Here is a 19,245-nt window from a genome sequence, read left to right as displayed (position 1 = left end):
TGCCGGGCGACAACATCTCCTTCGACGTCGAGCTGATCACGCCGATCGCCATGGAAGAGAAGCTCCGCTTCGCCATCCGCGAAGGCGGCCGCACCGTCGGCGCCGGCGTCGTCGCCAAGATCACGGATTGATCGGAATGCTTCGTTCCCTTATCGGATGAAGAGTCCCGGCGGGGTTGTCCCGCCGGGTTCCGATGAGGGGAAGCGATGATCATCGCCACAACAAACGACCTTCCGGGCTACCGGGTGGTTCAGGTCATTGGCCTCGTCCGGGGCATTACCGTGAGGTCCCGGAGTTCGCTGGGCAATCTCGGCGGGTCGATCCAGGCCTTTTTCGGGGGGCGCCTGTCCATCTACGTCAATCTGGCGGAGGCCGCGCGCGAGGAAGCATTGCTTCTGATGCGCCAGCATGCGGTAGCTGAGGGTGCAAATGCCGTGCTCGGCATGCGCTATGAGGCCAACGAGATCATGTCGGGCGTGACTGAGGTGCTTGCATACGGCACGGCGGTCTATGTCGAAAGACTGTAGGTTCGTATGCACTTGACGGGTTGCGTCGCGGAGAAACTGCCGCTATGACCCGCCTTGTGATTTAGGGGTATAGCTCAGTTGGTAGAGCGGCGGTCTCCAAAACCGCAGGTCGTGGGTTCGAGCCCTACTGCCCCTGCCAGATATTAGGGAAACAAACGTGGCAAAGACCAATCCGTTCGAGTTTCTCCAGGAGGTCCGCGAGGAGGCCAACAAGGTCGCCTGGCCGTCCCGCCGCGAGATCATGATATCGACGGCCATGGTCTTCATCATGGTCGCGATCGCTTCCATCTTCTTCCTCATCGTCGATTCCATCCTGCACCGCGGCGTGCAGTGGGTCCTCGGTCTCGCGGGTTAAAAGGGCGGACATGGCTAAGCGCTGGTACATCGTTCACGCCTACTCGAATTTCGAGAAGAAGGTCGCGGACTCGATCAAGGAGCAGGCGGTTCAGAAGGGTCTGGGCGATCTGTTCGAGCAGGTGCTGGTGCCGACCGAAGAGGTCATTGAGGTGCGCCGCGGCCGCAAGATCAAGTCGGAGCGCCGCTTCTTCCCCGGGTATGTACTGGTGAAGATGGAACTCACCGATCAGGCCTTCCACCTGATCAAGAACACGCCGAAGGTCACAGGCTTCCTGGGCTCCGACTCGAAGCCTATCCCGATTTCGGACGCCGAGGCTTCGCGCATCCTGAACCAGGTGGCCGAAGGCGTCGAGCGTCCGAAGTCCACCATCACCTTCGAAGTCGGCGAACAGGTTCGCGTCGCCGATGGTCCTTTCGCGTCCTTCTCCGGCCAGGTGGAGGAAGTGGATGAAGAACGGTCGCGGCTCAAGGTGGCCGTGTCCATCTTCGGCAGGCCCACGCCTGTCGAACTCGAGTACGGGCAGGTCGAGAAACTCCGTTAAGGGGCTTTAAGTCTGCTCACCCCGGTGGGAGGCCATCAACAAGCCGGACCACTAACCTCAATCAGCCGGATCAACCGGCGAGGGAAAGAAAATGGCTAAGAAAGTCGTTGGCTATATAAAGCTGCAAGTGCCGGCGGGCCAGGCAAACCCGTCCCCGCCCATCGGCCCCGCTCTCGGACAGCGTGGTCTCAACATCATGGAATTCTGCAAGGCCTTCAATGCCGCCACGCAGAAGATGGAGCCGGGCATGCCGGTCCCGGTGGTCATTACCGCTTTCCAGGACAAGTCCTTCACCTTCGAGATGAAGTCGCCGCCGGCGACTTACTTCTTGAAAAAGATCGCCGGCCTCAAGTCCGGCTCGAAGGAGCCCGGTAAGGGCGCCTTCGTCGGCAAGGTGACGATGGCCCAGTGCCGCGAGATCGCCGAACAGAAGCTTAAAGGTATGAACGCCCGCGACCTCGACGCCGCTGCGCGTGAAATTGCCGGCTCCGCCCGGTCCATGGGCCTCCAGGTGACGGAGTAAGGGATATGACCAAGCTCGCAAAGCGCATCGCCAAGAACAACGAAGGCATCGACCGCCAGAAGTTCTACGGCCTCGAGGAGGCCGTGAAGCTGATCAAGGGCCGCGCCAATGCCAAGTTCAACGAAACCGTCGAGATCGCCATGAACCTCGGCGTCGATCCGCGCCACTCGGACCAGATGGTCCGCGGGGTCGTCAACCTGCCGAACGGCACGGGACGCAACCTGCGCGTCGGTGTATTCGCCAAGGGCGCCAAGGCCGAGGAGGCCAAGAAGGCCGGCGCGGAAGTCGTGGGTGCGGAGGATCTCTTCGAGATCGTCAACAAGGGCACGATCGATTTCGACCGGTGCATCGCCACGCCGGACATGATGGGCCTCGTCGGCCGTCTGGGTAAGGTTCTTGGTCCGCGCGGTATGATGCCGAACCCGAAGGTCGGCACGGTGACCATGGATGTTGCCGGTGCGGTCAAGGCCGCCAAGGGCGGTGCGGTGGAGTTCCGTGTCGAGAAGGCCGGCATCGTGCAGGGCGGCGTCGGCAAGGCGTCCTTCTCGGACGAGCAGCTGAGCCAGAACATCAAGGCCTTCGTGGATGCCGTCATCAAGGCGAAGCCCCCGGCGGCCAAGGGCACCTATGTCAAGAAATTGTCCATTTCCTCATCCATGGGTCCTGGACTTAAGCTTGACCTTGCGTCTGTCACGGGCGGCACGTAAGCACTGAACCAAATTCCATGTTGAAATCTCCCAAGGATTTCAGCAAGGTGCCCGAAGCTCCTCAAGCTTCGGTTTACCTGTCCGAGATTGCAGGCGCGGGAGAATCCCTCCCGCTTAAAAGCTCAGCCTGCATGAGATGGGTGTCAAAACGGAATTCGGATCCCCATATGGGGGTTCCAAGTCGGTTTGGACCTCATGGACCCAGTCCCGGGGAAACCCGGGCAGGGGGACAGGCACGTAAGCGCCGCTCTGGCGCCCGCTGCCTTCGTGTGGTGGACGTCTTGAGCGGTTGGTCCAACGGCGGGCGGGCGAAGAGCCCTTCCGCTATAAAGGAGAGAGCAAGTGGAAAGAGCTGAAAAGAAAGAGCTCGTCGCAACGCTCAACCAGGTGTTCAAGACCACCGGTGTGATCGTTGTGGCCCACAATAAGGGCCTCACTGTGAACCAGGTCAACGACCTGCGGAACAAGATGGCCCAGGCGGGGGCGACCGTGAAGGTCGCCAAGAATCGTCTTGCCAAGCTTGCTCTTGATGGCACTGACGCGGCCGGGATCAAGGACCTTTTCGTGGGTCCGACCATGGTGGCTTACGCCGCCGATCCCGTCTCGGCACCCAAGGTCGCCTCGGCCTTCGCTAAAGGGAACGACAAGTTCGTCGTCCTCGGCGGTGCGCTGGGCAAGACTGTCATGGATGCCAACGCGGTCAAGGCACTCGCCGAACTGCCCTCGCTCGACGAGCTCCGGGGCAAACTCATTGGCCTCATCCAGGCGCCCGCCACCAAGATTGCTGGTGTGCTTCAGGCTCCTGCTGGCCAGCTGGCGCGTGTCTTCAACGCCTATGCCACCAAGGATCAGGCCGCTGGCTAAGACGCCACGCCTCAACCACCGACAAACCAAACCGACGATAGAAAGATACTGAAATGGCTGATCTCGCCAAGATTGTTGAAGACCTCTCGGCTCTGTCCGTTCTGGAAGCTGCCGAACTCTCGAAGATGCTCGAGGAAAAGTGGGGCGTTTCCGCCGCCGCTCCGGTGGCCGTTGCCGCCGCTCCGGGCGCGGCTGCCGCGGTTCCGGTGGAAGAGAAGACGGAGTTCACCGTCGTTCTCTCCGCGGCTGGCGACAAGAAGATCGAAGTCATCAAGGAAGTCCGCGCCATCACGGGCTTGGGCTTGAAGGAAGCCAAGGACCTGGTCGAGGGTGCGCCCAAGACCGTCAAGGAAGGCGTGAACAAGGCCGACTCCGAAGCGATGAAGAAGAAGCTCGAGGCCGTTGGCGCCAAAGTCGAGCTGAAGTAACGCGTTTCCGGTGGCGCTCCGCTTCGAGAGAGCAGGGCGCCACCGGGCCAGCACTGCGCCGTCCGCGACGGCTTGCCGGACTTCCTTTCAAAAAAGGGGGTACGGCAAGCTGTCGAATATGCATGTTTTTGAACCGTCAAGGGGACCCCATGGCCGAAACTCAGTCCGCCGCTAGCCGCAAACGCCTCCGCAAGTTCTTTGGCAGGAAAGTCGAAGTGGCCGAAATGCCGAACCTCATCGAGGTTCAGCGCGAAAGCTATGACCAGTTCCTGCAGATGGCGGAGCCTAAGGGCGGCCGCGCGAACGAGGGCCTGCAGGCCGTGTTCAAGTCGGTGTTCCCGATTACCGATTTCTCGGGCCAGGCCATGCTCGAATTCGTGCGCTATGAGTTCGAACAGCCGAAGTTCGACGTCGACGAGTGCCAGCAGCGCGGCATGACCTTTGCCGCTCCGCTGAAGGTGACGCTGCGCCTCATCGTATTCGAAATCGATCCGGACACCCAGGCCAGGTCGGTGAAGGACATCAAGGAGCAGGATGTCTACATGGGCGACATGCCGCTCATGACGGCGAACGGTACCTTCGTCGTCAATGGCACCGAGCGCGTCATCGTTTCCCAGATGCACCGTTCACCCGGCGTCTTCTTCGATCATGACAAGGGAAAGACGCATTCTTCAGGAAAACTGCTCTTCGCCGCGCGCATTATTCCCTACCGTGGTTCTTGGCTCGACTTCGAGTTCGACGCCAAGGACATCATCTATGCCCGCATCGACCGCCGCCGCAAGCTGCCGATCACCACGCTGCTCTATGCTCTGGGCCTTGACAGCGAGGAGATCCTCCACACCTTCTACAAGAACGTCACCTACAAGCTGACGAAGAACGGCTGGAAGACACCCTTCGACGCGCAGCGCTTCAAGGGCATCAAGCCCGCAGTGGACCTGATCGACGCCAAGACCGGCCAGGTTGTCGTCGAGGCCGGCAAGAAGATCACCCCGCGCCTTGCCCGCAAGATCGCCGAGGATGGCGTGAAGGATCTGCTCGTCCAGGACAGCGAACTCCACGGTCTTTACCTCGCTGACGAACTCGTCAACGAGAAGACTGGCGAAATCTTTGCCGAGGCCGGCGACGAAATCAGCGAGAAGCTGCTGGTTCAGCTGAAGGAAGCGGGCTTCGGCGAGCTGCGCCTCCTCGACATCGACCACATCAACAACGGCCCCTACATCCGCAACACGCTGAAGGCCGACAAGGTGGAAAGCTACGAGCAGGCGCTCGTCGAAATCTACCGCGTCATGCGCCCGGGCGAGCCGCCGACACGCGAAACCGCGGAAGCGCTGTTCAACGGCCTGTTCTTCGACCAGGAGCGCTACGACCTCTCGGCCGTGGGCCGCGTGAAGATGAACATGCGCCTCGACCTCAACGTTCCGGACACGATGCGCGTGCTGCGCAGGGACGACATCATCGCCGTCATCAAGACGCTGCACGAGCTGCGTGACGGCAAGGGCGAGGTCGACGACATCGATCACCTCGGCAACCGCCGCGTGCGCTCGGTTGGCGAACTCATGGAAAATCAGTACCGCTTGGGGCTCGTCCGCATGGAGCGCGCCATCAAGGAGCGCATGTCCTCGGTCGATATCGATACGGTGATGCCGCATGACCTCATCAATGCGAAGCCCGCCGCCGCCGCGGTGCGCGAGTTCTTCGGCTCCTCGCAGCTTTCGCAGTTCATGGACCAGACCAACCCGCTCTCCGAGATCACCCACAAGCGCCGCCTCTCGGCCCTTGGTCCGGGCGGCTTGACGCGTGAGCGCGCCGGCTTCGAAGTCCGGGACGTGCATCCGACACACTACGGCCGCATCTGCCCGATCGAAACGCCGGAAGGCCCGAACATCGGCCTTATCAACTCGCTGGCCACCTATGCCCGCGTCAACAAGTACGGCTTCATCGAAACCCCCTACCGCAAGGTGGTGGACGGCAAGGTGACGGACGACGTGGTCTATCTCTCGGCCATCGAAGAGCAGAAGCACCACATCGCCCAGGCCAATGTGGCGCTGACGCCGAAGGGCGGCTTCGCCGAAGACCTCGTCATCGCCCGCCACGCCGGCGACGTGCTGATCGTCCCGGCTGATCGTATCGACTATGTTGACGTGTCGCCGAAGCAGCTCGTTTCGGTCGCCGCGGCGCTGATCCCGTTCCTCGAGAACGACGACGCCAACCGCGCGCTGATGGGCTCCAACATGCAGCGTCAGGCCGTGCCGCTGGTGCGCACCAACGCGCCGCTCGTCGGCACCGGCATGGAAGCCGTGGTCGCGCGTGACTCCGGCGCCGCCGTGGCCGCGCGCCGCTCGGGCGTCGTCGACCAGGTGGACGCAAAGCGCATCGTCATCCGCGCCACGGAAGAGACCGATCCGTCGAAGTCGGGTGTCGATATCTATACGCTCGCCAAGTTCCAGCGTTCGAACCAGAACACCTGCATCAACCAGCGTCCGCTGGTGCGCGTGGGCGACAAGGTGACGGCCGGCGACATCATCGCCGACGGCCCATCGACGGATCTCGGCGATCTGGCGCTGGGCCAGAACGTGCTCGTCGCGTTCATGCCCTGGAACGGCTACAACTTCGAGGACTCCATACTTCTGTCCGAGCGCATCGTGAAGGACGACGTGTTCACCTCCATCCACATCGAGGAATTCGACGTGATGGCGCGCGACACGAAGCTTGGCCCCGAGGAAATCACCCGCGACATTCCGAACGTCGGCGAGGAAGCCCTCAAGAACCTCGACGAAGCCGGCATCGTCTATATCGGCGCCGAGGTGAAGCCGGGCGACATCCTGTGCGGCAAGATCACGCCGAAAGGCGAGAGCCCGATGACGCCGGAGGAAAAGCTGCTCCGCGCCATTTTCGGCGAGAAGGCCTCCGACGTGCGCGACACTTCGCTACGCCTGCCGCCCGGCGTCGCCGGAACGGTCGTCGAAGTGCGCGTGTTCAACCGCCACGGTGTGGACAAGGACGAGCGCGCCCAGGCCATCGAACGCGAGGAGATCGACCGCCTCGCCAAGGACCGCGACGACGAACTCGCCATCCTCGACCGCAACTCCTACGGCCGGCTCAAGGGCTGGATCGTGGGCAAGGAAGCGGCCGGCGGACCTAAGGGCCACAAGGTCGAAGGCAGGATCAACGAGAAGACCCTCGATGATCTGCCGCAGTCGCAATGGTGGAACATCGCGCTCCGCGACGGGAAGGCGATGGGCGAACTCGAGGCCATGAAGCAGCAGTATGACGAGTCGAAGAAGCGCCTCGACACGCGCTTCCACGACAAGGTCGACAAGCTGCAGCGCGGCGACGAACTGCCGCCGGGCGTGATGAAGATGGTCAAGGTCTTCGTCGCCGTGAAGCGCAAGATCCAGCCGGGCGACAAGATGGCCGGCCGGCACGGCAACAAGGGTGTCGTGTCGCGCATCGTGCCCATCGAGGACATGCCCTTCCTCGAGGACGGCACGCATGTGGACGTGGTGCTGAACCCGCTGGGCGTGCCCTCGCGCATGAACGTCGGCCAGATCCTCGAGACGCATCTTGGCTGGGCTTGCGCCGGCATGGGCCGCAAGATCGGCGCCATGCTCGACGCGCTGCGCGACAACAAAGACGTGAAGCCGCTGCGCGCCGAACTCAGCCGCATCTATGGCAAGCATGAGGAACTCGAAAGCCTCGACGACAAGTCGCTGGTCGAGGCCGCCGGGAACCTGCGCCGCGGCGTTCCCATCGCAACCCCTGTTTTCGACGGTGCGCGCGAGGAGGACATCGCGGCCATGCTGAAGGACGCCGGGCTTTCGACCTCCGGTCAGGTGACGCTGTTTGACGGGCGCTCGGGCGAGCCCTTCGACCGTCAGGTCACCGTGGGCTACATCTACATGCTCAAGCTGCACCACCTTGTGGATGACAAGATCCACGCCCGTTCCATTGGCCCGTACTCGCTCGTCACCCAGCAGCCGCTGGGCGGCAAGGCGCAGTTCGGCGGCCAGCGCTTCGGCGAAATGGAGGTCTGGGCGCTCGAGGCCTATGGCGCCGCCTATACGCTGCAGGAGATGCTCACCATCAAGTCGGACGACGTCGCGGGCCGCACCAAGGTCTATGAGGCTATCGTCCGCGGTGACGACACCTTCGAAGCCGGCATCCCCGAGAGCTTCAACGTTCTCGTTAAGGAAATGCGGTCGCTCAGCCTCAACGTCGAACTGCAGAACTCGCAGGCCAACGTATCGAGTTAAGTCCGGTAGGCGGCAGGGAAGCCTTCCGCCGGCCACCCCAATGGAATTCGAACACCCCGCGGGTTACGCGCACCCCGCACAAAATGGAGAAATGGCCGATGAACCAAGAGGTCATGAACGTCTTCAACCCGGCAACGCCGGCTCCGACCTTCGACCAGATCCGCATCTCGATCGCCAGCCCCGAGAAGATCCTCTCGTGGTCCTTCGGCGAGATCAAGAAGCCCGAGACCATCAATTACCGCACCTTCAAGCCGGAGAGGGACGGGCTTTTCTGCGCCCGCATCTTCGGGCCGGTGAAGGACTATGAGTGCCTTTGCGGCAAGTACAAGCGCATGAAGTACAAAGGCATCATCTGCGAGAAGTGCGGCGTCGAAGTCACCCTCTCAAAGGTCCGGCGCGAGCGCATGGGCCACATCGAGCTTGCGGCGCCCGTTGCCCATATCTGGTTCCTGAAATCGCTGCCGAGCCGCATTTCCATGCTGCTCGACATGACGCTCAAGGACGTGGAGCGCATCCTCTACTTCGAGAACTACATCGTCCTCGAGCCCGGCCTGACGCCGATGAAGCTGCACCAGCTTCTGTCGGAGAGCGAATACATCAAGGCGCAGGAAGACTACGGCGAAGATGCCTTCACGGCGGGCATCGGCGCGGAAGCCGTCCGCGACATGCTGATGTCCATGAACCTCGAGAAGCTGCGCGACCAGCTGCGCGAGGAACTCAAGAACGCCACCGGCGACCTGAAGCCCAAGAAGATAGCCAAGCGCCTGAAGCTGGTCGAGAGTTTCATCGAATCCGGCAATCGTCCGGAATGGATGATCCTAACCCAGGTTCCGGTGATCCCGCCCGAGCTGCGCCCGCTGGTGCCGCTCGATGGCGGCCGCTTCGCGACGTCGGACTTGAACGACCTCTACCGCCGCGTCATCAACCGCAACAACCGGCTGAAGCGCCTGATCGAACTGCGCGCGCCGGACATTATCGTCCGCAACGAGAAGCGCATGCTGCAGGAAGCCGTTGACGCGCTGTTCGACAACGGCCGCCGCGGCCGCGTCATCACCGGCGCCAACAAGCGTCCGCTGAAGTCCTTGGCTGACATGCTGAAGGGCAAGCAGGGCCGCTTCCGCCAGAACCTGCTTGGCAAGCGCGTCGATTACTCTGGCCGTTCGGTCATCGTCGTCGGCCCCGAAATGAAGCTGCACCAGTGCGGGTTGCCGAAGAAGATGGCGCTCGAGCTGTTCAAGCCCTTCATTTATTCACGGCTTGACGCCAAGGGTCTGTCCGCCACCGTGAAGCAGGCCAAGAAGCTGGTCGAAAAGGAAAAGCCGGAAGTTTGGGATATCCTCGACGAGGTCATCCGCGAGCACCCCGTTCTGCTCAACCGCGCCCCCACGCTCCACCGTCTCGGCATCCAGGCCTTCGAGCCGGTGCTGATCGAGGGCAAGGCGATCCAGCTGCATCCGCTCGTCTGCACCGCCTTCAACGCCGACTTCGACGGCGACCAGATGGCCGTCCACGTTCCGCTGTCGCTGGAAGCCCAGCTCGAAGCGCGCGTCCTCATGATGTCCACGAATAACGTGCTGCATCCGGCGAACGGTCAACCCATCATCGTGCCGTCGCAGGACATCGTGCTGGGCCTCTACTATCTCTCGATCATGCGCAAGGGCGAGCCCGGTGAGGGCAAGGCATTCGGCAACATGGCCGAGATCGACCATGCCCTCGCGGCCGGCGTCATCACGCTGGCCACAAAGATCAAGGGCCGCGTGAGCGAGATGAATGCAGATGGCAGAATCGTCACCCGCATCGTCGACACGACGCCCGGCCGCATGAAGATCGGCGAGCTGCTGCCCAAGGCCATCAACATCAGCTACGACCTGTGCAACAAGCTGATGACCAAGCGCGACATCTCCAGGATGATCGACGCCGTCTACCGCCACTGCGGCCAGAAGGAGTCGGTGATGTTCTGCGACAAGATCATGGCGCTCGGTTTCTACAACGCCTACAAAGCGGGAATCTCCTTCGGCAAGGATGACATGGTCATTCCCGAAACCAAGGAGAAGATCGTCAATACCACGCGCGAACTCGTCAAGGAGTTCGAGCAGCAGTACATCGACGGCCTGATCACCCAGGGCGAGAAGTACAACAAGGTGGTGGACGCCTGGGCCAAAACCACCGACAAGGTGGCCGAGGAAATGATGGCGCGCATCTCGGCCGTGCAAGTGGACGGGAAAACCGGCCGCGAGAAGCAGATCAACTCGATCTACATGATGAGCCATTCGGGCGCGCGCGGGTCGCCGGCCCAGATGAAGCAGCTGGGCGGCATGCGCGGCCTCATGGCCAAGCCCTCGGGCGAGATCATCGAGACTCCGATCATCTCGAACTTCAAGGAGGGCCTGTCGGTTCTCGAGTACTTCAACTCGACACACGGCGCCCGTAAGGGCCTGGCCGATACGGCACTCAAGACCGCGAACTCGGGTTACCTCACCCGCCGTCTCGTCGACGTGGCGCAGGACGCCATCATCTCGGAAGCCGACTGCGGCAGCACGGCCTATCTCACCACCCGCCCCATCGTGGACGCGGGCGAGATCATCGCCTCGCTCGGCAGCCGTGTACTGGGCCGCACCGCGGCGCAGGACGTGATCAACCCGGCGACGGGCGAGATCATCGTCGCCGCCGGCAACGAGATCCTGGAGCCGCATGTGGACATCATCGAGAAGTCGGGGATCGGCGAGCTCCGCATCCGCTCGGTGCTGACCTGCGCCACCAAGTTCGGCGTCTGCGCGAAATGCTATGGCCGCGACCTGGCGCGCGGCACGCCCGTCAACATGGGCGAGGCCGTGGGCGTCATCGCGGCGCAGTCGATCGGCGAGCCGGGCACCCAGCTCACCATGCGCACCTTCCATATCGGCGGCACCGCGCAGGTGCTGAACGAGTCCTTCATCGAAGCGAATGCGGATGGCAAGATCGTCATACGCAACCGTAACTTCGCGAAGGACGGGCAGGGCCGCCTGATGGTCATGGGCCGCAACTCTTCGCTGGTGCTCGTCGACGAGAACGGCACGGAGCGCGCCATCCACAAGCTCCTCTACGGCACGCGCATGTATGTGGACGAAGGCGACAAGGTGAAGCGCGGCGCGCGCGTCGCCGAGTGGGACCCCTACACCCGCCCGCTGATGACGGAAGTCGCTGGCACGGTGGAGTTCGAGGAGGTGGTCGAAGGCGTGTCGGTGAACGAGGTGGCGGACGAAGCCACGGGCATCACCAACCGCGTCATCATCGACTGGCGCTCAAACCAGCGCGGTTCGGCGCTGAAGCCAGCGATCGTCGTCAAGGGCAAGGACGGCAAGGTGATGAAGCTTGCGCGTGGCGGCGAGGCGCGTTACCTGCTTTCTGTCGATGCGGTGCTCTCGGTCGATCCGGGCGCGACTGTCACCGCCGGCGACGTGCTCGCCCGTATTCCGCTCGAGAGTGCGAAGACCCGCGACATCACCGGCGGTCTGCCGCGTGTGGCCGAGCTCTTTGAGGCGCGCCGTCCCAAGGATCATGCGATCATCGCGGAGATCTCGGGCCGCGTCGAATTCGGCCGCGACTTCAAGAACAAGCGCCGCATCCGCATCGTTCCGTCCGAGGAGGGCGCGGAGGCCGTGGAGTATTTAATCCCCAAGGGCAAGCACCTTCCCGTTCAGGAAGGCGACTTCATCGAGAAGGGCGAATACATCATGGACGGCAACCCCGCTCCGCATGACATTCTGGACATCAAGGGCGTGGAGGAGCTCGCCTCCTATCTCGTTAACGAAATCCAAGAAGTCTACCGGCTGCAGGGCGTGAACATCAACGACAAGCACATCGAGGTGATCGTCCGCCAGATGCTGCAGAAGGTCGAGATCACCGACTCGGGCGACTCGACGCTGCTGCCCGGCGAACAGGTGGACCGCGAGGAACTCGATCACGAGAACGCCAAGCTCGCCGCGGAAGGGCTTCGCCCCGCCTCCGGCAAGCCGGTGCTCCTTGGCATCACCAAGGCCTCGCTGCAGACGCGCTCCTTCATCTCAGCGGCCTCCTTCCAGGAGACCACACGCGTGCTCACCGAAGCCTCGATCATCGGCAAGGTGGATACGCTCGAGGGCCTCAAGGAGAATGTCATCGTTGGCCGTCTCATCCCGGCCGGCACCGGCGGCATGCTGTCCAGGCTGCGCGCCGTCGCCGACAAGCGTGACACGCTCATCCTCGAGGAGCAGGCCAAGGCCACGGAACTTCCCGCGGCGGAATGAGGCGGGCGGAAGATGAGGCGAAAGAGGCCCGGTGGAGACCGGGTCTTTTTTTTGGCGATCTGTATCCGCGAGTCCTTCTCCCGTTGGCGCAGCCAATGGACGGAAGGGAGAATCATCGGGCTGCGTTCCTGGATCACAAGCAAACACGCCCGGGTCCAAGCCCGGGCGAGGTGAATGTGAAGTGCTGAACCTGGCAGCTTACAACGGATAATCCCGTGCCGGCTCGATGCCGCAGGTTTCGATGAACTTCTTCATGTTGTGCACTTCGTCCTTCGAGAGCCCGTGATCGGCGCCGTGGAAGGTGGCAGTGTGGCCTTTCATGCTCACCATCAGGCGGCCATGGCCGGAATGGCTCAGTTCCGCGCCCAGTTCCTTGAACACCGGCTCCACCTCGTGGAGTTGGATGTTGGAGGGCAGCGGATGGCTGAACAGGCTGTGGAGGACTTTGCGGTGCTTGTGATTCATGAGTATCTCCCCATTATGGGTATAACTTAGCGAGTGGCGCACCGGCACCGCTTTGATTTTGATCAATCCGGCCCACGTCACGGCATTGCCGGAGCCTTGTGCACCACCCCGCTGCGCATCACGAACTCGACCTTCTCCGTCACGGTGATGTCGTCGAAGGGGTTTCCCGGCATAGCGATGATGTCCGCCGTCTTGCCGGCGGCAAGAACGCCGATGTCGGGCTGCTGCAGCAGCTCCGCCGCCACGCTGGTGCCGGCTTTGAGCGCGCGCAGCGTGGAAATGCCATTGGCCGTCATCTCGGCAAATTCGCCGGCGTTGTTGGTGGCAAAGGAAAAGGTGCCGATGTCGGTGCCAAATGCAATCTGCACCTTGCTGTCCGCCAGATTATGCGCGGCCTGCATCAGTTGCGCCGCGTACTTGCGGTACTTCGCCCGCACATAGGGCGGCTTGCCCGCCGCCGTCCAGAAGGCATCGTCATCGATCTGCCGCGCCTGGCGGATCACCGCGATCTGCGTGGGCACCAGGAACACGCCCTTGTCCTCGATGATGCCGAGCGTTTCGGGTGTCGCCAGATTGCCGTGCTCGACACAGCGCACGCCCGCAACGAGGGCCCGGCGGATGCCCCCGTCGCCATAGACGTGCAGCGTGGCGGGAATGCCCAGGTCGCGGGCGGTTTCCACCATTACGTTCATCTCCTCCTGGCTGTAGGGCACTTGCGAAGGATCGTCCGCCGGACTCGAGAAGCCGCCAGACCCGGCATATTTGATCCATTGCGCCCCGCGGCTGATCTCGCGCCGCACCACCTTGCGGATTTCGTCAACACCGTCCGCAAGGCTGTTCTGCCACGGGTCGCTGTCGGCGCCGAGCAGCGGCCCGCCATCGCCGTGACCGCCGCGCGTGGAAATGAGGTGGCCCGCTGGAATGAGCCGCGGCCCGGCGATCTGGCGCTCCGCGATGGCGCGGGCCAGGTCCATGGTGGTGTACCCGTGGATGTCCATGTCGCCCACGTCGCGCACTGTGGTGAAGCCGCGATCGAGCAGAATGCCCAGCGCCTCCACCCCCAGCAGCGCCTTGGCGGAAGACGACAGCGAGAAGATCTTGTCCTCCAGCTCGGGCCGCAGCGTGACATGAACATGGCTGTCGATGAAGCCGGGCGTCACCATATGGCCCGGCAGAGAAATGCGCCGCGTGCCCTCGGGGGCGGAGAGGTTCTGACCCAGTCCGGCGATCTTGCCGCCGGTGACCAGTATGTCGAGCGGCCCCAGGGGCTTGCCGGCAACCCCGTCCCACACCTGCGCGCCGGTGATGAGCTGCGGCGGCGTCGTGGCGGGGGGCATTGCAGCGGACGCCTGGCTGCGCAGGGCGGCGGCAAGGGTGAGGCTTGCTGCTCCGGCAAGCATGCCGCGCCGCGTGAGATTGCGCCGGTGTCGCTGGATCAGGTCGCAGGCCAGGCACATGGGTCACCTCCACTGTCTGCGATTATAGCACATTGCGCCAGAAAACCGATGGCCGCCCGCATCCGGGTTTGGCGAGGGGCCGTAGCCGGGCTCAACTGGCGAGAGCGGCCGTGATCCGTGCTGCGTGTTCGGCCAGCACCGCATGATCCGCCATCTTGCCCGAATGGGGCCTGAGCGGCACGCCCTCATGGCGCGGCAACACGTGGACATGAAGGTGAAACACCGTCTGCCCCGCGGCCGGTTCGTTGAACTGCTGGATGAGCACGCCATCGGCGCCGAAGGCCCGCTTCGCCGCATTGGCCACCTTGTGCACCGTTGTCATGAGAGAGCCAAGCGCTTTCGGGTCAGCGTCGAGCAGGTTGCGGAACGGCATCTTGGGGATCACCAGCGTGTGTCCGTCGGCCTGGGGCATGACGTCCATGAAGGCCAGCGTGTGCTCGTCCTCGTAGACCTTGTGGCAGGGAATCTCTGCCCGCAGGATCTTGGCGAAGATGTTGTTGGCGTCATAGCTCATCGGTCTCGTCCCTCTAGAAGTCCTGTTCCTGCCGGAAAGGCGAGTGTGCTGCAAGCGCCTGCTGCTCCTGGTCGATGCCGGCCCGCTCTGCTTCGAGGTAGTTGGCCACCGCCCGCTGCAGGCCGGGGTGGGCGAGGTAGTGCAGCGAATAGGTCTTCTGCGGCAGATAGCCCCGCGCCAGCTTGTGCGCACCCTGCGCGCCGGCCTCCACGCGCGGCATCTTCCGCGCGATCGCGAAGTCGATGGCCTGGTAATAGCAGGTCTCGAAATGCAGATTGCCGTGATATTCGATGGCCCCCCAGTTCCGGCCATAGAGCGCATGCGAGCCGATGAAGTTGAGGGCGCCGGCGATCGGTTTTCCGCCGCGCTCGGCGATCACCAGCAGAATGTGCTCGCTCATTGCCTCGCCGATCATGCTGAAGAAGCGGCGGTTCAGGTAGGGAGATCCCCATTTGCGCGAGCCCGTGTCCATGTAGAAGTCGAAGAAGGCATCCCAGTGCCGCTCTGCGATGTCCTTGCCGGTGAGCGCATGCATGGCAATGCCGGCGTTACCCACCGAGGCGCGCTCCTTGCGGATGTTCTTGCGCTTGCCCGATGAGAGAGAGCCGAGGAAGTCATCGAAGCTCGCATAACCCTTGTTCATCCAGTGAAACTGGATGTCGGTGCGCTTGAGCCACAGCTTGCCGCCGAGCGCCTCCCAGTCGCGCTCAGGCAGGAAGGTGATGTGCACGGAGGATGCCTCCTCCTCGGTGCACAGCGCGATGAGAGCCGAGGTGAGCTCGCGCCGTTCTGCCTCGGTCCTGGCGAAGAGCCGCGGCCCGGTGACGGGCGTGAAGGGCACCGACACCTGCATCTTGGGGTAATAGCGCCCGGCGGCCCGCCCATAGGCATCGGCCCAGCCATAATCGAAGACATATTCGCCCTGCGAATGGCCCTTGCGATAGCAGGGCGCGATGCCCGCGATGCGGCCCTCAACCTCCAGCACGAGGTGGCGCGGCGTCCAGCCCGTCTTCGCCACGGCACAGCCGGACTCCTCCAGACAGCGGAAAAAGTCATGGCTGACGAGCGGGTTGAATTCGGCGTCAGGAGGGTTGGCGAGGCGGTCCCAGTCCGCCCGCGCGATCGCCAGGGCACTGGTCACGGCCCTCAGCATGTCAGGCTGGGAATCCCTCGAAGGTGATCTGGTCGGAGCATCTTCTAGCCATTACGGCCTGTTCAGGCGTGCGGATTGTCCAGCTGATGACCGGCACGCCGGAGCTGCGCAGCGCGGTGATCGGCGCCCAGGGCAGTTCCTCGAACTGAAACGACACGAAGTCGGGCCTGGTGCGCGATACATGCGAGAAGGTGCGCAGTTCCATCTGCTTGGCCAGCGGCAGCGCGCCGTAATAGGGATCATCGCAGCGCTCCGCCACAATGCCGCGGATGGTGGCGGGCGACAGGCGGCGCACCGCCGCGATCATGTCCGGGTCGAAGGACATGAGGCAATAGGGGCCGTCATAGCCCTTCAGCACCTCGATTGCCCGCTCGGCCAAACGCACGTCGCCGTCCCAATTGGACTTGAGCTCGATGATGAGCGGCACCTGGCCCCGCACCTGGGCGAGGAGCTCGGCCAGCGTCTGCACCCGGTCCCGCGAATTTCGAATCGCCAGCGCCTTCATCTCCGCCGCGCTGATGTTCTTCACCAGCCCGTGGCCCTCGGTGAGGCGGTCCAGATGGTCGTCGTGGAACACCATGGCCTCGCCGTCGCGCGTCCGCTGCAGATCGCACTCGATTGGATATCCACCTGCAATCGCGGCGTAAAAGGCAGATGCCGTGTTCTCGACGATGCCCTTGGTGACGTCATGCCGCCCGCGGTGGGCGATCGGACGCGCGGTCACCAGATCGGCAGCGCGCCAGCTCTTCGTTCCGTTCATGTTCACTCCACTTCGACGATGGCCTCGACTTCTGTGGAGATGCCCATCGGAAGTGACGGCGATGCGACGGCGGAGCGCGCGTGGCGGCCCTTGTCGCCGAACACCTCGACCATCAGGTCGGAGGCGCCGTTGATAACCTTGGGGTGGTCCTTGAAAGAGGGCGCCGCATTGACGAAGCCCAGCAGCTTGACCACGCGCTTCACCCGGTCTAGGTCGCCGCCGCATGCATCCTTCAACTGCGCCAGCACGTTGATGCCGCAGAGCCGCGCCGATTTGGCGCCGTCCTCCAGCGACACGTCGATGCCGAGGCAGCCGGGCCATATGACTTTTCCGTCCTCCAATGGGCCCTGGCCAGAGATGAACACGAGGTTCCCCGTGCGCACCCAGGGCACGTAATTGGCCACGGGCTTTGCCGCCACGGGCAGTGTGATGCCGAGTTCGGCGAGGCGCTTGTCGATCTGTCCCATTATATTCTCCTGTCGAAAAGGGGCCCCCGCGCCCCTTGGATGGGGGCGAGATTGGGCGCTCGGGGCCCCGGAATCAAGCGCGGGTGATGAGGTCCGCCGGGCGCTCGCCGCGGAAGAACTGTTCGAGATTGTCGATACATTTGTGCCCCATGGCGCTGCGCGTGCGCGGTGTGGCGCTGCCGATGTGCGGCAGCAGGAACACGTTGTCGAGACCGCGGTAGCGCGGGTCGATCCGCGGCTCGCCCTTGAACACGTCAAGCCCAGCCGCGGCGAGATGGCCTGAGGCAAGGGCGGCGATCAGCGCGTCGTCCTCCACGATGTCGCCGCGCGCCGTGTTGACCACGATGGCGCCCTTGGGAAGCAGCGCCAAGGCTTCTGCATTCACCATGCCGCGCGTTTCCGGTGTGGAGGCGCAGTTGACCGACAGGAAATCGATGTTGGGCAGCATGTCCGCGAAGCGCGCGTGGTAGGCGGCGCCCCGCGCATCCTCCGCCGCCACGGGCCTCCGCGCGTGGTAGTGGATCGCCATGCCGAAGGCCCGGGCGCGCCTTGCCACCGCCTGGCCGATGCGCCCCATGCCGAGGATGCCGAGCCTCTGGCCGGAGACGTCAAGACCCATCGGCGAGACGAGCGTCGTCTCGCCCCAGCGGTCCTCGCGCACCATGCGGTCGCCCCAGGAGGCGCCGCGCGCCGCGCCCAGCATGAGAAGGAGTGCGATATCGGCTGTCGCATCGGTCAGCACGCCCGGCGTGTTGGTGACGGCAATGCCCTTCGCCTCCGCCTGCGGGATCGAGAGATGGTCATAGCCCACAGAATGCGTGGCGATGATGCGGATCGAGGGCGGGAGAGAGGGGATGAACTCCGGCCCCAGCTTGTCGAAGGAGGTAAGCAGCAGGCCGTCATGGGCTGCGGCCAGGCGCAGGATCTCGTCACGCGTCATCGGCCGGTCATCGGGGTTGAGGGTGACGCGGAAGGTGGCGGCGATCCGGCGCTCGACGTCCGGCATCATCTTCCGGGTGACCAGGACTCGGGGCGTCTCCGTCCCTGCTGCCGCCATCTTTGCCTCTTGTTGTCCGATGATTATGTTAGTCTGCTGTAGATGGTCCGCATAGGACCATCCCGCCTGAGGAGAAGCAATTGAAAACCGTTCTGTCCGCCCCGGCCATGCTGGCCCTGACCATGCTGGCCCTGGCCAGTGCCGCCGATGCCGCCACGGTTGCTCCGCACCGGGCGATCTATGACCTCACCCTGCTGCGCGCCAATGAGGGGGCCTCGCTGCAGTCGGCGGCGGGCAAACTCGCTTTCGAGATCGACGGCTCCTCCTGCGACGGCTTCACGGTGAACTTCCGCATGGCCACAAAATACCGTCAGGAGGATGGCAGCATCGCCGTGATCGACACCCTCACCACCACCTTTGAGAACGCCGGCGCGACGGAACTCCGCCACCAGCTGAAGGAGAGCGTTAACGGCACGGTGAAGGAGACCGACCGCATCAGCCTCACCCGAAAGAGCGCCGACGCCGAGGGCGCCGCCACGCTGAAGAGCAAGCCCGGCGAGCCCTTCACGGTTCCGGCCGGCGCAGCCCTGCCCATGCAGCACCAGCTGCGGCTGATGGCGTTGGGCGAGGCGGGCGGCGGCCGCGATTCGAGTATCGTTTTTGATGGTTCCGACGGGGCTAAGTCGTTCCGCGCCATCTCTTTCGTCGGCCGGCAGAAGCCGCCGGGCAGCATCGCGCGCGATGCTGCAAACCCGGCCGCCGCGGCGCTCAAGGGCGATGCCGCCTGGCCGATGACGGTGAGCTACTTCACGCTCGATGGCAATGCCGAGACGCCGGAATACCAGGTGAGCTTCGACATGTACGACAACGGCGTGGCCTCCGGCCTGGTGCTCGACTATGGCGATTTCGCGCTCTCAGGCACGCTTACCGACCTGAAGCTGCTCGACAAGCCGAGCTGCAACTGAG

General features: G+C 63.5%; 17 protein-coding genes, 1 tRNA gene and 1 pseudogene. 12 read left to right on the top strand and 7 right to left on the bottom strand.

Annotated features, from left to right (window positions below; all coding sequences use genetic code 11):
* The 11 genes and pseudogenes from tuf to rpoC form a co-directional block, all read left to right on the top strand.
* Nucleotides 1-131 (top strand): annotated as a pseudogene (gene tuf / locus IOC82_RS08355) (elongation factor Tu); the annotation flags it as partial.
* A 75-nt stretch (nt 132-206) separates the two neighbouring features.
* Nucleotides 207-527, top strand: a complete 321-nt coding sequence (locus IOC82_RS08350) for a YbjQ family protein (protein WP_290545717.1) — start codon at nt 207-209, stop codon at nt 525-527.
* Between the two features lie 63 nt (nt 528-590).
* A tRNA-Trp gene (locus IOC82_RS08345) sits at nt 591-666 on the top strand.
* Nucleotides 667-684: 18 nt separating this feature from the next.
* A complete protein-coding gene (gene secE, locus IOC82_RS08340) occupies nt 685-882 on the top strand; it encodes a preprotein translocase subunit SecE (protein ID WP_290545716.1) in 198 nt (65 codons plus the stop codon).
* Between the two features lie 10 nt (nt 883-892).
* Nucleotides 893-1,426 carry a transcription termination/antitermination protein NusG gene (gene nusG, locus IOC82_RS08335; protein WP_290543555.1) on the top strand — a complete coding sequence of 178 codons (534 nt, stop codon included), beginning with the start codon at nt 893-895 and terminating at the stop codon, nt 1,424-1,426.
* A 91-nt stretch (nt 1,427-1,517) separates the two neighbouring features.
* Complete coding sequence (gene rplK, locus IOC82_RS08330; protein WP_290545715.1) at nt 1,518-1,949, top strand: 50S ribosomal protein L11; 432 nt, start codon at nt 1,518-1,520, stop codon at nt 1,947-1,949.
* A gap of 5 nt (nt 1,950-1,954) precedes the next feature.
* Nucleotides 1,955-2,656, top strand: coding sequence for a 50S ribosomal protein L1 (gene rplA / locus IOC82_RS08325; RefSeq protein WP_290545714.1), 702 nt, complete (start codon nt 1,955-1,957; stop codon nt 2,654-2,656).
* Nucleotides 2,657-2,998: 342 nt separating this feature from the next.
* Complete coding sequence (gene rplJ / locus IOC82_RS08320) at nt 2,999-3,520, top strand: 50S ribosomal protein L10 (protein WP_111198196.1); 522 nt, start codon at nt 2,999-3,001, stop codon at nt 3,518-3,520.
* 53 nt (nt 3,521-3,573) lie between these two features.
* Complete coding sequence (rplL, locus tag IOC82_RS08315; protein ID WP_290545713.1) at nt 3,574-3,948, top strand: 50S ribosomal protein L7/L12; 375 nt, start codon at nt 3,574-3,576, stop codon at nt 3,946-3,948.
* Nucleotides 3,949-4,097: 149 nt separating this feature from the next.
* Nucleotides 4,098-8,201 carry a DNA-directed RNA polymerase subunit beta gene (rpoB, locus tag IOC82_RS08310; protein WP_290545712.1) on the top strand — a complete coding sequence of 1,368 codons (4,104 nt, stop codon included), beginning with the start codon at nt 4,098-4,100 and terminating at the stop codon, nt 8,199-8,201.
* A 98-nt stretch (nt 8,202-8,299) separates the two neighbouring features.
* On the top strand, nt 8,300-12,466 hold the full coding sequence (gene rpoC / locus IOC82_RS08305) for a DNA-directed RNA polymerase subunit beta' (RefSeq protein WP_290545711.1): 4,167 nt from the start codon (nt 8,300-8,302) through the stop codon (nt 12,464-12,466).
* A 198-nt stretch (nt 12,467-12,664) separates the two neighbouring features.
* Here rpoC and IOC82_RS08300 read toward each other — a convergent pair whose 3' ends face one another.
* From IOC82_RS08300 to IOC82_RS08270, 7 genes are all read right to left on the bottom strand, one after another.
* Nucleotides 12,665-12,931: a hypothetical protein gene (locus IOC82_RS08300; RefSeq protein ID WP_290545710.1), complete on the bottom strand. Its 267-nt coding sequence runs from the start codon at nt 12,929-12,931 to the stop codon at nt 12,665-12,667.
* 77 nt (nt 12,932-13,008) lie between these two features.
* A complete protein-coding gene (locus tag IOC82_RS08295; protein ID WP_290545709.1) occupies nt 13,009-14,388 on the bottom strand; it encodes an amidohydrolase family protein in 1,380 nt (459 codons plus the stop codon).
* A gap of 91 nt (nt 14,389-14,479) precedes the next feature.
* Entirely contained in the window at nt 14,480-14,902 is a 423-nt protein-coding gene (locus IOC82_RS08290; protein ID WP_290545708.1) for an HIT family protein, read from the bottom strand.
* 13 nt (nt 14,903-14,915) lie between these two features.
* Nucleotides 14,916-16,055 carry a GNAT family N-acetyltransferase gene (locus tag IOC82_RS08285; RefSeq protein WP_290545707.1) on the bottom strand — a complete coding sequence of 380 codons (1,140 nt, stop codon included), beginning with the start codon at nt 16,053-16,055 and terminating at the stop codon, nt 14,916-14,918.
* Nucleotide 16,056: 1 nt separating this feature from the next.
* The gene (locus IOC82_RS08280; RefSeq protein ID WP_290545706.1) at nt 16,057-16,815 is read right to left on the bottom strand and encodes a glycerophosphodiester phosphodiesterase family protein; all 759 of its coding nucleotides are present in this window, start codon (nt 16,813-16,815) and stop codon (nt 16,057-16,059) included.
* A 2-nt stretch (nt 16,816-16,817) separates the two neighbouring features.
* Nucleotides 16,818-17,285, bottom strand: coding sequence for a RidA family protein (locus IOC82_RS08275; protein ID WP_290545722.1), 468 nt, complete (start codon nt 17,283-17,285; stop codon nt 16,818-16,820).
* Between the two features lie 70 nt (nt 17,286-17,355).
* Entirely contained in the window at nt 17,356-18,339 is a 984-nt protein-coding gene (locus IOC82_RS08270) for a D-glycerate dehydrogenase (RefSeq protein ID WP_290545705.1), read from the bottom strand.
* A gap of 80 nt (nt 18,340-18,419) precedes the next feature.
* On the opposite strand from IOC82_RS08270, the gene IOC82_RS08265 reads away from it, so the two are divergent.
* On the top strand, nt 18,420-19,244 hold the full coding sequence (locus tag IOC82_RS08265; protein WP_290545704.1) for a DUF1849 family protein: 825 nt from the start codon (nt 18,420-18,422) through the stop codon (nt 19,242-19,244).
* Nucleotide 19,245 lies beyond the last annotated feature (1 nt).

Source organism: Aestuariivirga sp., from assembly GCF_020252395.1.
Taxonomy (GTDB): domain Bacteria; phylum Pseudomonadota; class Alphaproteobacteria; order Rhizobiales; family Aestuariivirgaceae; genus Aestuariivirga.
The sequence above is the reverse complement of the archived record's forward strand: the minus strand, read 5'-3'. Positions and strand labels throughout refer to the sequence as shown.